General features: G+C 64.3%; 14 protein-coding genes. 6 read left to right on the forward strand and 8 right to left on the reverse strand.

What is annotated here, in order from left to right; translation table 11 throughout:
- Nucleotides 1–118 precede the first annotated feature (118 nt).
- The gene (locus ACNFH5_RS08825; RefSeq protein WP_015476361.1) at nucleotides 119–1300 is read right to left on the reverse strand and encodes a vWA domain-containing protein; all 1182 of its coding nucleotides are present in this window, start codon (nucleotides 1298–1300) and stop codon (nucleotides 119–121) included.
- Nucleotides 1301–1415: 115 nt separating this feature from the next.
- The gene (locus ACNFH5_RS08830) at nucleotides 1416–2261 is read right to left on the reverse strand and encodes an AAA family ATPase (RefSeq protein WP_015476360.1); all 846 of its coding nucleotides are present in this window, start codon (nucleotides 2259–2261) and stop codon (nucleotides 1416–1418) included.
- A gap of 231 nt (nucleotides 2262–2492) precedes the next feature.
- Here ACNFH5_RS08830 and ACNFH5_RS08835 point away from each other — a divergent pair, with 231 nt between their 5' ends.
- The 5 genes from ACNFH5_RS08835 (at nucleotide 2493) to ACNFH5_RS08855 (ending at nucleotide 6967) form a co-directional block, all read left to right on the forward strand.
- Nucleotides 2493–2882 (forward strand): hypothetical protein, encoded by a 390-nt coding sequence (locus ACNFH5_RS08835; RefSeq protein WP_416745235.1) that lies wholly within the window; start codon nucleotides 2493–2495, stop codon nucleotides 2880–2882.
- A gap of 9 nt (nucleotides 2883–2891) precedes the next feature.
- The gene (locus tag ACNFH5_RS08840; protein WP_416745236.1) at nucleotides 2892–3092 is read left to right on the forward strand and encodes a helix-turn-helix transcriptional regulator; all 201 of its coding nucleotides are present in this window, start codon (nucleotides 2892–2894) and stop codon (nucleotides 3090–3092) included.
- A gap of 81 nt (nucleotides 3093–3173) precedes the next feature.
- On the forward strand, nucleotides 3174–4148 hold the full coding sequence (cysK, locus tag ACNFH5_RS08845; RefSeq protein WP_416745237.1) for a cysteine synthase A: 975 nt from the start codon (nucleotides 3174–3176) through the stop codon (nucleotides 4146–4148).
- Between the two features lie 259 nt (nucleotides 4149–4407).
- Nucleotides 4408–5454: a polyamine ABC transporter substrate-binding protein gene (locus ACNFH5_RS08850; RefSeq protein WP_416745648.1), complete on the forward strand. Its 1047-nt coding sequence runs from the start codon at nucleotides 4408–4410 to the stop codon at nucleotides 5452–5454.
- Nucleotides 5455–6061: 607 nt separating this feature from the next.
- Entirely contained in the window at nucleotides 6062–6967 is a 906-nt protein-coding gene (locus tag ACNFH5_RS08855) for a DMT family transporter (protein ID WP_416745238.1), read from the forward strand.
- A gap of 313 nt (nucleotides 6968–7280) precedes the next feature.
- Here the strand turns inward: ACNFH5_RS08855 and ACNFH5_RS08860 are convergent, their stop codons facing one another.
- Nucleotides 7281–8186: a DMT family transporter gene (locus ACNFH5_RS08860; RefSeq protein ID WP_416745239.1), complete on the reverse strand. Its 906-nt coding sequence runs from the start codon at nucleotides 8184–8186 to the stop codon at nucleotides 7281–7283.
- An 85-nt stretch (nucleotides 8187–8271) separates the two neighbouring features.
- The gene (locus ACNFH5_RS08865; RefSeq protein ID WP_416745240.1) at nucleotides 8272–8769 is read right to left on the reverse strand and encodes a GNAT family N-acetyltransferase; all 498 of its coding nucleotides are present in this window, start codon (nucleotides 8767–8769) and stop codon (nucleotides 8272–8274) included.
- Between the two features lie 178 nt (nucleotides 8770–8947).
- Between ACNFH5_RS08865 and aceK the strand changes: the two genes are divergently transcribed.
- A complete protein-coding gene (gene aceK / locus ACNFH5_RS08870) occupies nucleotides 8948–10696 on the forward strand; it encodes a bifunctional isocitrate dehydrogenase kinase/phosphatase (protein ID WP_416745241.1) in 1749 nt (582 codons plus the stop codon).
- A gap of 100 nt (nucleotides 10697–10796) precedes the next feature.
- Here the strand turns inward: aceK and ACNFH5_RS08875 are convergent, their stop codons facing one another.
- The 4 genes from ACNFH5_RS08875 to ACNFH5_RS08890 all read right to left on the reverse strand — a co-directional run bounded on the left by ACNFH5_RS08875 (nucleotide 10797) and on the right by ACNFH5_RS08890 (nucleotide 13170).
- Nucleotides 10797–11321 carry a DUF2937 family protein gene (locus ACNFH5_RS08875; RefSeq protein ID WP_416745242.1) on the reverse strand — a complete coding sequence of 175 codons (525 nt, stop codon included), beginning with the start codon at nucleotides 11319–11321 and terminating at the stop codon, nucleotides 10797–10799.
- A 90-nt stretch (nucleotides 11322–11411) separates the two neighbouring features.
- On the reverse strand, nucleotides 11412–12185 hold the full coding sequence (locus ACNFH5_RS08880) for a class II glutamine amidotransferase (protein ID WP_416745243.1): 774 nt from the start codon (nucleotides 12183–12185) through the stop codon (nucleotides 11412–11414).
- Nucleotides 12186–12188: 3 nt separating this feature from the next.
- Entirely contained in the window at nucleotides 12189–12635 is a 447-nt protein-coding gene (locus ACNFH5_RS08885; protein ID WP_416745244.1) for an HIT family protein, read from the reverse strand.
- A gap of 64 nt (nucleotides 12636–12699) precedes the next feature.
- Nucleotides 12700–13170, reverse strand: coding sequence for an MFS transporter (locus tag ACNFH5_RS08890; RefSeq protein ID WP_416745245.1), 471 nt, complete (start codon nucleotides 13168–13170; stop codon nucleotides 12700–12702).
- Nucleotides 13171–13196 lie beyond the last annotated feature (26 nt).

A 13196-nucleotide genomic window follows, 5' to 3' on the forward strand; every position in this document is an offset into this window, starting at 1 on the left:
CCCCACGGGCCGGGGCTTTCGACGCCAGGCGAGATATTTCCCCTCCGGCTGACGGGTTACCTTTGCGGACATCGGGACGGTGCACGCGCACCGTCCCGGTGCTCAATAGTGGGAACGATCAACCGCGGGAGAGGAAGCGCATGCCCTCTTCCAGGCCGCTCAGGGTCAGCGGGAACATCTGTTCCTTTACCAGCTCGCGCACGAGGCCCGTGGAGGCGGTGTAGTTCCAGGTGTCCTTCGGGTACGGGTTGATCCAGATGAGCTTCTTGTACTTCTCCATGAAGCGCTGCATCCAGACGTACCCGGCCTCTTCGTTCCAGTGCTCGACGCTGCCGCCGGCCTGGGTGATCTCGTAGGGCGCCATGGCGGCATCGCCGACGAACACCACCTTGTAGTCCGGCCCGTACTTGTGCAGCAGGTCGAAGGTGGCAGTGCGTTCGCTGGAACGACGCAGGTTGTTCTTCCACACCGATTCGTAGATGAAGTTGTGGAAGTAGAAGTACTCCAGGTGCTTGAACTCGGTCTTGCAGGCCGAGAACAGCTCCTCGCAGACCTTCACGTGAGCGTCCATGGAGCCGCCGATATCCAGCAGCAGCAAGAGCTTCACGGTGTTGCGGCGCTCGGGGCGCATCTGGATGTTGAGCAGGCCGGCATCCTTGGCGGTGTGGTCGATGGTGCCGTCGATGTCCAGCTCTTCCGCCGCGCCTTCACGGGCGAACTTGCGCAGGCGGCGCAGGGCGATCTTGATGTTGCGCGTGCCCAGCTCGACCTGGTCGTCGAGGTTCTTGTACTCGCGCTGGTCCCAGACCTTGGCAGCCTTGCCCTGGCGCTTGCCGGCGTCGCCGACGCGGATGCCCTCGGGGTTGAAGCCGCCGGAGCCGAACGGGCTGGTGCCACCGGTGCCGATCCACTTGTTGCCGCCGGCGTGGCGTTCCTTCTGCTCTTCCAGGCGCTTCTTGAACTCCTCGATGAGCTTGTCCAGGCCGCCCAGGGACTGGATCTGCGCACGCTCCTCGTCGGTCAGCAGGCGCTCGAACTCCTTGCGCAGCCACTCTTCGGGGATCAGTGCCTTGAGGTGATCGTCGAGCTTTTCCAGGCCCTTGAAATAGGCGCCGAAGGCCCGGTCGAACTTATCGAAATGGCGCTCGTCCTTCACCATGATGGTGCGGGCGAGGTAGTAGAACTCGTCCATGTCGGCGAACACGACGCGGTGCTTGAGCGCATCGATCAGGTCGAGCAGCTCGCGCACCGACACCGGCACCTTGGCCGCGCGCATTTCGTTGAACAGGTTGAGCAGCATGGCTGCATCCTCTCGTGGAGCATGTGCCCTGTAGGAGCGAACTTGCTCGCGAACGAGCCCCGCTACGGTGTTCTGTTCGCGAGCAAGCTCGCTCCTACGAGAGCAAATCCGGTAATCAGCGACTGGCGCGGCGGCTCATGAAGGCGAGGCGTTCAAGCAGTTGTACATCCTGCTCGTTCTTCACCAGGGCGCCAGCCAGCGGCGGGATGGCCTTGGTGGGATCGCGCTCGCGCAACACTGCTTCGCCGATGTTGTCGGCCATCAGCAGCTTCAGCCAGTCCACCAGCTCGGAGGTGGAGGGCTTCTTCTTCAGGCCCGGCACCTTGCGAACGTCGAAGAAGATGTCCAGCGCCTCGCTGACCAGCGTGCCGCTGATCTTCGGGTAGTGCACGTCGACGATCTTCTGCAGGGTCTCGCGGTCGGGGAAGGCGATGTAGTGGAAGAAGCAGCGGCGCAGGAAGGCGTCCGGCAGTTCCTTCTCGTTGTTGGAGGTGATGATGATGATCGGGCGCTGCTTGGCCTTGATGGTCTCGTTGGTCTCGTAAACGAAGAACTCCATCTTGTCGAGTTCCTGCAACAGGTCGTTGGGGAACTCGATGTCGGCCTTGTCGATCTCGTCGATCAGCAGGATCACGCGCTCCTCGGCCTCAAAGGCCTCCCAGAGCTTGCCCTTCTTGATGTAGTTGCGCACGTCGTGGACCTTGTCCACGCCCAGCTGCGAGTCGCGCAGGCGGCTGACCGCGTCGTACTCGTAGAGCCCCTGGTGGGCCTTGGTGGTGGACTTGATGTGCCAGGTGATCAGCTTGGCGCCGAAGGACTCCGCCAACTGCTCGGCGAGCATGGTCTTGCCGGTGCCCGGCTCACCTTTCACCAGCAGCGGGCGCTGCAGGGTGATGGCGGCGTTGACCGCCAGCTTGAGGTCGTCGGTGGCGACGTAGGACTGGGTGCCTTCGAACTTCATCGGTGAATCCTCGAACGATAGCGGGCCGGGCGTTCTGCCGGGCCGGGCGAATGGTCGGACAAGCTGCGACTATACCGCGCACCCAAGGCGAGTGTGAACGCAGACGCGGCATTCAGTCATTGAATGGCGGGTCAGGCGGTGACTGATCGCAATTGGCCTGCCGATGACAAGTTTACTTTACATCCGAAAAAGACCGATGTTAAGTTTGCTTTACATCACAAGGAGACCGCGATGAATCCCGCCCTGCGCCGCTACACCCTTTCCTGCGCCGCCCTCATGTTCATCTACTCAGCCCTGGTCGCGCTGATCAGCTGGGGCCTGGACCTGCAGCGGCTGCCTTATGCCCTGCGCGTCCTGGCCGCCGCCTCTCCGGCGCTGCCGCTGCTGGCTATGCTCTACGTGTTCGACCGCTACTTGCGCAGCGAGCCGGACGAATTCCTGCGTTTCCTGCTGTCCCGCGCCGCCATGCTGGCCGGCGGCGTGGTGGTCGGGCTGTTCAGCGCCTGGGGCTTCCTGGAGCAGTACGCCGAGTGGCCGCGCTTCCCGGTGATCCTCGCCTTCCCGTTGTTCTGGGCGGCCTATGGCGTCGCCGTGGTGCTACTGCGCCGGCGCTTCGTGTGAGGACTTGACGTGCACAATCGCCTCAAGGAACTGCGCGCCGGGCGCGGCTGGAGCCAGCAGGACCTGGCCCTGCAACTGGGGGTTTCGCGGCAGAGCGTCATCGCCATCGAGAGTGGCAAGTTCGATCCCAGCCTGCCGCTGGCCTTTCGTATAGCGCGGGCCTTCGGCCTGCCCATCGAGGCCATCTTCAGCGACGCGCCGGCAGACTGAGGCCGGCGCCCCGACTGGACGCGAACGCCCGCCGGGCATAGGCTGCTGGGTCTGCACAGCTCCGAACCTAAGGAACGCATCATGAGCCGCATTTTCGCCGACAACGCGCAGTCCATCGGCAACACGCCGCTGGTCCAGATCAACCGCATCGCCCCGCGCGGCGTCACCATCCTGGCCAAGATCGAAGGGCGCAACCCGGGCTACTCGGTGAAGTGCCGGATCGGCGCCAACATGATCTGGGATGCCGAATCCAGCGGCCGCCTGAAGTCGGGCATGACCCTGGTCGAGCCGACCTCAGGCAACACCGGTATCGGCCTGGCCTTCGTCGCTGCGGCCCGTGGCTACAAGCTGATCCTCACCATGCCCTCCTCCATGAGCCTGGAGCGCCGCAAGGTGCTCAAGGCCCTCGGCGCAGAGATCGTCCTGACCGAGCCGGCCAAGGGCATGAAGGGTGCCATCGCCAAGGCCGAGGAAATCCTCGCCAGCGACCCCGCCAAGTACTTCATGCCGGCGCAGTTCGACAACCCGGCCAACCCGGCGATCCACGAGAAGACCACCGGCCCGGAAATCTGGAACGACACCGACGGCGCAGTGGACGTGCTGGTCGCAGGCGTCGGCACTGGCGGCACCATCACTGGCGTGTCGCGCTTCATCAAGAACACCAAGGGCAAGCCGATCCTGTCGGTGGCCGTGGAGCCGGTCAGCTCGCCGGTGATCAGCCAGACCCTGGCCGGCGAAGAGGTCAAGCCCAGCCCGCACAAGATCCAGGGCATCGGCGCCGGCTTCGTGCCGAAGAACCTCGACCTGTCCCTGGTCGACCGCGTTGCCACCATCGCCGACGAGGATGCCAAGAACATGGCCCTGCGCCTGATGCAGGAAGAAGGCATCCTCTGCGGCATCTCCAGCGGTGCCGCCATGGCCGCCGCGGTGAAACTCGCCGAAGAGCCCAACATGCAGGGCAAGACCATCGTGGTGGTACTGCCGGATTCGGGCGAGCGCTATCTCTCCACCATGCTCTTCGACGGCCTGTTCGAGGACCAGGAACTGGTCCAGTAAGCTCTACTTCGCCCCTCTTCGGGGCGGATTCCCGCCCGCCGCTCCGATCGGCAGCGGCTCGGGTCATGTGCGCTGTCTGCGGACCCGCAGGCAGCCATGGCCCCTCGCCATGTTCCGGCAAAATGGTTAATTCTTGCCCAGCCCCGCGACACAGCGTCGCCCATCTCTAGGGGATGGCCGGGTTTTCCGCACCGTTGTCAGGAACACAAGAATGAAAATTTCCGCCCCGTTGCTCTCCACCCTCGCACTCTCGCTCACCATGGCCGCCGGCGCCGCCCAGGCCGACAGCGTGAAGATCTACAACTGGTCCGACTACATCGCCCCGGACACCGTGCCGACCTTCACCAAGGAAACCGGCATCCAGGCGACCTACGACGTCTACGACAGCAACGAAACCCTCGATGGCAAGCTGATGACCGGCAAATCCGGTTACGACATCGTGGTGCCGTCGAACCACTTCATGGCCAAGCAGATCCAGGCCGGCGCGCTGAAGAAGCTGGACAAGAGCCAGCTGCCGAACTGGAAGAACCTCAACCCGGTGCTGATGAAGGCGCTGGAAGTGAACGACCCGGGCAACGAGCACGGCTTCCCCTACCTGTGGGGCACCACCGGCATCGGCTACAACCCGGCGAAGATCAAGGAAGTCCTCGGCGACAACGCGCCGATCGATTCCTGGGACATCTTCTTCAAGCCCGAATACATGGAGAAACTGGCCAAGTGCGGCGTCGCCGTGCTGGACAACGGCCCGGAGCTGCTGCCGATCACCCTGAACTACCTGGGCCTGCCGCATCACAGCCAGAAGCTGGATGACTACAAGAAGGCCGAGGAAGCGCTGCTCAAGGTGCGTCCGTACATCCGCTACTTCCACTCCTCCAAGTACGTCAGCGACCTGGCCAACGGCGAGATCTGCGTAGCCGTCGGCTTCTCCGGCGACATCCTGCAGGCCGCCACCCGCGCCAAGGAAGCCAAGAACGGCGTGGAAATCCAGTACTCCACCCCGAAGGAAGGCTCGCCGCTGTGGTTCGACATGGTCGCCATGCCTAACGACGCGCCGGATGAGAAGGCCGCCTACGCCTTCATGAACTACCTGCTGCGCCCGGAAGTGATGGCCAACGTCAGCAACTACGTGCACTACGCCAACGCCAACCTGGCAGCCGACCCGCTGGTGGACAAGGCGATCAAGGCGGACCCGGCGATCTACCCGCCGCAGGACAAGATGGCCAAGCTGTTCGCCCTCGAATCCATGCCGATGAAGATCGACCGCGTACGTACCCGCACCTGGAACACCATCAAGACCGGCAAGTAAGCGTCGCCCTTACCTGACGACGCGCGGCCCCGGCCGCGCGTTGTCGTTTCTGACGATAGGACCGGCCGAATCTCGCGGACAGAGCTTGCCCCCCATGGGAGATGCAGGAGGAAAACCCCCTGTAGGAGCGAGCTTGCTCGCGAACGGGCCCCGCGACGGAATCGGTTCGCGAGCAAGCTCGCTCCTACGAAAAACGCCAGCACGCGCGCGTTGTCGTTTCTGTCGCAGGAATCGCACATTGCCGCGCGACTCGCACAGGGCTCGCCAGTCGCGTTTCCGGCCGCTATAGTCAGCCTACGCAGCACCGTTGCTGCCCCACTGAACAGGTTCGCCTTCCATGTCCCGATACCCATTGCCCGATCCGGCAATCAACGTTGCAGCCTCCCCGGCATGCGGCGCGGGTGCGGGCGCGGCCTGCCCTCCCCCTCCTGTCGTCGCTGTCGCGTCGCCTCCGCCTCCCGGTGCGGCATACCCGCCACCCGGCGTGAGCTTCTGACGCCAACCGCGTTTTCCATCGCCTGGTTTTCCGCGCCTCACTGACGCGGCTCCCGGTATGTGTCCGGCCCTCGAAGGCCGGTCGTGATCTGCCTGACGACAGGTGCATTGCATGATTTCGCTCAATCGTTCTTCCCTGGCCGCCCTGGCCAGTACTTCCCTGTTCGTGCTGCTGTGGAGCAGCGCTGCCATTATCAGCAAGTGGGGCCTGGCCCATGCCTCACCGATGGTATTTCTCATCGCCCGCTTCGGCACCGCGCTGGTGGCGCTGCTGATCCTCTCGCCACTGATCGGCCTGCGCTGGCCGCGCGAACGCAGGCAGGTGCGCCATGCCGTGCTCACCGGCCTGGTGATGCTGGGCATCTATCCGATCTTCTACCTGATGGCGCTGGACCTGCACGTCACCCCGGGCGTGATCGCCACCGTGCTGGGCGTGCAGCCGATGCTGACCAGCTTCCTGCTGGAACGCCGGCATTCGCCAGCGCGTCTGGGCGGCCTGGCGCTCGGGCTGATCGGGCTGGTCATGGTGGTTTACCAGAGCATCGGGCTCTCGGGCCTGACCTTCGCCGGACTGGCCTGTTGCCTGCTGGCGCTGCTGTCGATCACGGGTGGGTCGATCCTGCAGAAGAACATCCGCGAGAACCCGCTGGGCACCCTGCCCCTGCAATACATCGCCGGGCTGTTGCTGTGCCTCGCCGTAGCGCCCTTCCAGCCGCTGCACGTGGAATGGAATGCCGCGTTCATCCTCAGTGCGCTGTGGATGGGACTGATGGTCTCGGTGCTGGCTACTGTGCTGCTGTACCGGATGATCGCAGCGGGCAACCTGGTCAACGTCACCAGCCTGTTCTATCTGGTACCGGCGGTTACGGCGCTGATGGATTACCTGGTATTCGGTAATCGCCTGTCTGCTCTCGGCCTGCTGGGCATGGGGCTGATCGTGGTGGGGTTGATGCTGGTGTTTCGCCAGGCGGCTCCGGCACGAGGCGCTGGAAACGCCCAAGAGGTGGGGAACGGGTAGTCCACCGTGGGGCCCGCTCCCTCTCCCTAACCCTCTCCCTGAAGGGAGAGGGGACTTTCTACGCCGCCTGAAAGGTCCGAGCGGTCCCGCCAGCATCGGAAGAACTCAGGCGTTGTAGCGCGCAGAGGACTGCTCCCTCTCCCTTCAGGGAGAGGGGGCTATTCTGCGCCGCTTGGAAGGTCCGAGCGCTCCCGCCAGCACCGGAAGAACTCAGGCGTTATAGCTCGCAGAGGACTGCTCCCTCTCCCTTCAGGGAGAGGGCGGGGGAGAGGGAAACCCGTCGGCACAAACTATCAGGGAATCTCCGTAGCCCTCACCCCGCCGCCTCCACCTTCGCCACCGGCGCCGGCCGCAGCACCAGCCAAAGCGCCAGGGCGATCAGCACGCCGCCCTGCAGGTGTGCCCAGGACAACGACTCGTCCAGCAGCAGCACGCCCCAGAACACGCCGAAGGGCGGAATCAGGAAGGTCACCGTCATGGTCTTCAGCGGGCCGATGCTGGCCAGCAGGCGGAAGTACAGGACGTAGGCGAAGGACGTGCAGAGGAAGCCCAGCCCGGCCAGCGCCAGCAGGATCTTCGGCTCGGCCAGCGGCGCCAGCGGCATGTCCAGGCTGGTGCCGAGGAAGAACGGCAGCAGACACAGGGTTGCGCCGGTCTGGCTGCCTAGGGCCGAGACGGCAAAGTCGAGCCCGCCCTGGTCGTTGATCCAGCGCTTGGTGAAATAGCCGGCAAAGCCGTAGCAGGTCGTCGCCACCAGGCAGGCAGCGGCACCCCAGAGCACCTGGGCATCGAAGGGCACGGGGCCGGCACGGGTCAGCACCGCAACGCCTGCCAGCCCCAGCAGCACGCCCAGAGCCTTGCCGCCAGTGAGCGCTTCACCGAAGAACAGCGAACCGATCAGCACGCCCATCAGCGGCGTGGTGGCGTTGAAGATGGCCGAATATCCTGCCGGCAGGAACTGCGCCGCCAGGCTGTACATCAGGACCGGGATGCCGGAAGCGATTACGCCGATCAGCAGGATGCGCGCGAGCTTGCCGCGAAAGTCCCAGCGCGTGCGCAGGACCAGCATGATCACTACCAGCCCCAGTGCAGACAGCACGACACGGAAGAAGGCCGTCGGCATTACGCCGATAGCGGGCACCAGTTGGCGCATGAACAGGAAGCTGGCGCCCCAGATGGCGGCCAGCCCGAACATATTCAGCAGAGCAGCGGGATTCATCGCGGAAGGCTCCAGGGCAGGTAAGCCACCAGCCTACGCTGGTGGCGAACACCATCCATCCATAGCTGACTTTCAAAGTCCACCGTCAGATGCGGCGCAGGCGGGCCATGCTCAGCACATCAGCATAAACACCGTCGCGCAGGGCGAACTCACGCAGCGTTCCTTCCACCTCGAACCCGAACTTGCGGTACAGCGCGATGGCCGGCGCATTGTCGGTGTAGACGGTCAGCTCGACGCGACGCAGGCCCATCCAGTTATCGGCCACCTCCAGCAGCTCCGCCAACAGCCGCGAGCCAACTCCACGCCCCTGCCAGGCCACGGCTACACCCATGCCGATGCTGCCGCATTGGCTACGGCGCACGCGCGGGTACTGCTCAAGGCTGGCGCTGCCGACCACCTGATCCTGGTGCATTGCCATCAGCGTGACGCGGCGCTCGTCGTCCAGCACCAGTCGCTTGCGCCACAGCTCCGGCGCCTGGTACGGCATCTGCAGCACCTGGCGGGCGACTGCCGGATCGTTGTAGAGGGCGGCGAGGCCATTGATGTGATGCTCGGTGCAGCGCTCGATGCGGAAGTCTTCCATTGCGTGCCGGCTCCTTGCCGAAGGGGCTTTTTCCAGGGCTCTTTATCCAAGAGCGTGGCCGGCCAGCATACGCGCTAATTTCACGGGAAAGCGCCATGATCCTCCGGCGAATTCACCCTTTCCCTCACCGTTCACCATGGCTAAGCTCGCTGCACAAGAACACTGCAGAGGCGCTCCCATGGCTCAGCACTGGCCAGCGACCGAGATCGCGACCCTGATCCTCGAAGGCTTCGACGACTACCGTGCGAGGTTCCACCAGATCACCGCCGGGGCGCCGGCGCGCTTCGAGCAGGCGCTCTGGCAGGAAGCCCAGCGCGCCTCCGCCGAACGCATCGACTTGTATGAGGAAATGGTCGCCGAGACCGTGGGCCGCCTGACCCGCACCATGGTCGACATCGATCTGGTGGACGTGGAGCGTTGGCCCATCGCCAAGAGCGCCTACATCACGCTGATCGATCCGCGCGCCGACGATGAGCTGGCGGAAACCTGGTTCAACTCGATCTTCTGCGGCCTGTTCAGCCACGACAACATCAGCGACGGCACGATGTTCGTGCACACCACCCGCCCTTCGCTGCGCGCCCATTCGCGCGACCCGCACACGCGCATCTACCGCCCCGGCGGCAAGTTGCGCCAGGCGCTGGAAAGCATCTTCGAAGACTATCGTTTCGCCGTGGACTACGACGACCGCGAGCGCGACCTGGAGCGCATGGACAGCCTGCTCCACGCGAACCTGCCGGACTGGGTGTGCAAGGACCCGACCCTGACCATCGAACTGATCGGCTCGGTGTTCTACCGCAACAAGGGCGCCTACCTGGTGGGCCGCCTGTTCACCCCGGAGGAACAGTGGCCACTGGTGTTCCCGCTGGTACACCACGAGGGGCGCGGCATCCAGTTCGACACGGTGATCACCGATGAGGCGGAAGTCTCGATCATCTTCTCCTTCACCCGCTCCTACTTCATGGTCGATGCGCCGGTGCCAGCAGAGATGGTGGCCTTCCTCAAGCGCCTGCTGCCGGGCAAGCACATCGCCGAGCTGTATACTTCCATCGGCTTCTACAAGCAGGGCAAGAGCGAGTTCTATCGCGCGCTGATCAACCACCTGGCGACCACCGACGACCGCTTCGTCATGGCCCCCGGCGTGCGCGGCATGGTGATGAGCGTGTTCACCCTGCCGGGCTTCAACACCGTGTTCAAGATCATCAAGGACAACTTCAACCCGGCCAAGACCGTGGACCACGCCACGGTGATCCAGAAGTACCAGTTGGTGAAGAACCACGATCGAGTGGGTCGCCTGGCCGATACCCAGCAGTTCGCCGACTTCCGCTTCCCGGTGAGCAAGTTCGACCCCGAGTGTCTTGCCGAACTGCTGGACGTAGCACCGTCAACCGTAGTGCTGGAAGGCGACGTGGTGCTGATCCGTCACTGCTGGACCGAGCGCCGCATGACCCCGCTGAACCTTTACCTGGAACACGCCACCGAAGCCCAGGTGCACGAGGCGTTGTACGACTACGGCCTGGCGATCAAGCAACTGGCGGCGGCGAACATCTTTCCCGGCGACATGCTGTTGAAAAACTTCGGCGTTACCCGCCACGGCCGCGTGGTGTTCTACGACTACGACGAGATCAGCTACCTGACCGAGGTGAACTTCCGCCACATCCCGCCGGCGCGCTACGAGGAAGACGAGATGTCCTCCGAGCCCTGGTATTCGGTGGGGCCGATGGACGTGTTCCCCGAGGAATTCCCGCGCTTCCTGTTCGTCGACCTGAAGCTGCGGCGGCAATTCGCCAAACTGCACGGCAACCTGTTCGATGCGGACTACTGGAAGGGGCTGCAGGAGCAGATCCGAGCGGGGAAGGTCATCGATGTATTCCCTTACCGCCGCCACGAATCGCCGGAGGAAGCCTTGGGGCGTCAGGCCAACCTGTAGGAGCGAGCTTGCTCGCGAACAACGGCATCCCACCTGACATCGACACGTCGGGCTGATACCGGCTCGCGAGCAAGCTCGCTCCTACGAAGAGCGTCGAGGTTCAGTTCCAGTGGCGCCGCGAAGCGCGACGGTTGTCTCCCAGGCCGACCAGGGCGGCCACCGAAGCCATCAACACCTCGGCGATCCACGCCAGCAGCAGGCCGCCGGCCAGCGCCCAGCCGATGGCCTCAGGCTCCAGCACCACCTGGTAGCGGTAGTTCGCGTAGGTCTCCTGCAGCAACTCGTGGTTCGGCGCCGTCACCATGTGCAGGGCGCGCTGGTACCAATTGCCCTGCAGCACCTGCCATTCGTTCTCGAACAGTTGAGCACGGCGCATCAGCCGCTCGATGTTGTCAGCGTCACGCTGGAATACCGGGTCGGCGCTGCCACGGTAATGCGCCACCAGGGCATTGAGATCACCCTTGAAGAACTGCCCGGAGGTGTCCTTGAAACCCTGCAGCGCCTGCGCCGCCTCGATGCGATGGGCATCGACACGTTGCGCGTAATCCTTGATGAACCCCGGCACCTGGACCGCGACCATCAGCCCCAGTGCGAATAGCACCATGCGTACGTAGCTGCGCAGCATTCTCTCCCCCTTTCGTTCTTATGGTGTGCAAGGCGCCGGCAGATTCTCCCGGTTGTCGCGCCTGCGTTCCGGGATTGCTTCACGTCCCACTCAGATGCGGCCCTGGGTGACGATCTCGCCACGCCACCAGAGCATCCATTCGCCGCCCTGCATCAGGGTCCAGTTCTCATTGTCGGTCAAGGGTTCGGTAGCAATCACCGTCACCACGTCGTTGGGTGTGGTTTCCGACTGGAAGTCCACAGTGACATCGGCATCCTTCAGGCGCGCAGGCCCGAATGGCGCACGGCGGGTGATCCACGCCAGCTTGGTCGAGCAGAAGGTGAACAGCCAGTCGCCATCGCTGAGCAGGCAGTTGAACACACCCTTCTCGCGGTACGAGGTACAGGCGGTGACCAGGGTGGGCAGCAGCACCTCCACCGGCACGGGCTCAGGGAAGGCACGGCGCACGCGGTTGAGCAGGTCGCAGAAGGCCGCCTCGCTGTCGGTGTCGCCCACCGCGCGGTAGAGGCCGGGCTCGGGATGGAAGTCGGCGAGCTGGCCATTGTGGGCAAAGGTCCAGTAGCGCCCGCCCATCTCGCGCACGAAGGGGTGCGTGTTGGCCAGGCAGACCTTGCCGACGTTGGCCTGGCGGATGTGGCCAATCACCGCCTCGCTCTTGATCGGGTAGCGCTGCACCAGTCGCGCGACTTCCGATTCGACGCTGGCGGACGGGTCCTGGAACAGCCGAACGCCACGTCCTTCATAAAAGGCGATGCCCCAGCCATCGCGGTGCGGGCCGGTTCCGCCGCCGCGCTGCATCAGTCCGGTGAAGCTGAAGACGATGTCCGTCGGGACGTTGGCGCTCATGCCGAGCAACTCGCACATGAATCAGTTCTCCTCCATCAGTGCCTCGCGCAGCTGATGCAGCTCGCGTTCCAGGCGATTCTGCATCCTTTTCCGCCCCAACGGCAGGAACCGCGTGAGCGCGCGCAGCAGCAGTGCCGGCAGGTCGCTCAATTCACGCGGGATAAGGTGCAGATGAAAATGTGGGACGTGCTGGTTGGCCGCGGGACCATCGTTGACCAGCAGGTTGATACCGACCCGGCCATAGCCGGCGCGGCGCAATACGCGCTCCATGCGCTCGGCGAGCGGGATCAGGTCCTGCTGGGCGCTTTCCGAAAGCTGGTGCAGGAAGGTCGCGTGCTCGCGAGCCACCAACAGCAGGTGCGCGGGGCGCAGCGGGTAGATGTCCAGCAGCACGATGAAATGGTCGTCTTCGTAGAGGGTACGGGCCGGCACGCGACCGGCCGCAATGGCGCAGAACACGCAGTCCATGGGAACTCCTCGAAAGGCCGTTCAGTTCATGCTGGACGCGTGCGGGGCAGGACGCAAGGCCGGACTACAGGCGCGGTTCGATCCGCGCGCGGTTGTCGTGCCGCTCGCTCGGGTGGGAGTCCACGCCCTCGACCAGTTCAGGCTGCATCAGCTGGCGCAGGGTCGGCTCGTCTTCGTCGATCTTTTCCTGGCGGCGCTTCTTCAGCGAACGCTCCAGCGGCCAGCGGATCAGCACGAACAGCAGGTACAGGCCGAACGCGGCGAGCAGCACCAGGGCCAGGTCGGAGACGGCGCGCCAGGCGTTGTTGCCGACCTTGAACACCACGTCCAGCGCGGTGATGGCGATGGCCGGGGCATACATGTTGTTCGCCGGGTCCACCGGGGTGGGGGTGAACAGCAGGACGATGACGATCACCCGCAGGGGTTCGCGCAGCCAGCGCCACATCCAGCCGGTCATCAGGAACCAGACCAGGGTCAGGCCAAGGCCGGCGGCAATGTAGGCGCCCCAGGCAAGCGTGTAATCGTGTTCGTTCATGCGCGTGCGTACGTGCGGTGTCGACA

It is taken from the genome of Pseudomonas sp. NY15435 (assembly GCF_048068295.1).
Classification (GTDB): Bacteria; Pseudomonadota; Gammaproteobacteria; order Pseudomonadales; family Pseudomonadaceae; genus Pseudomonas.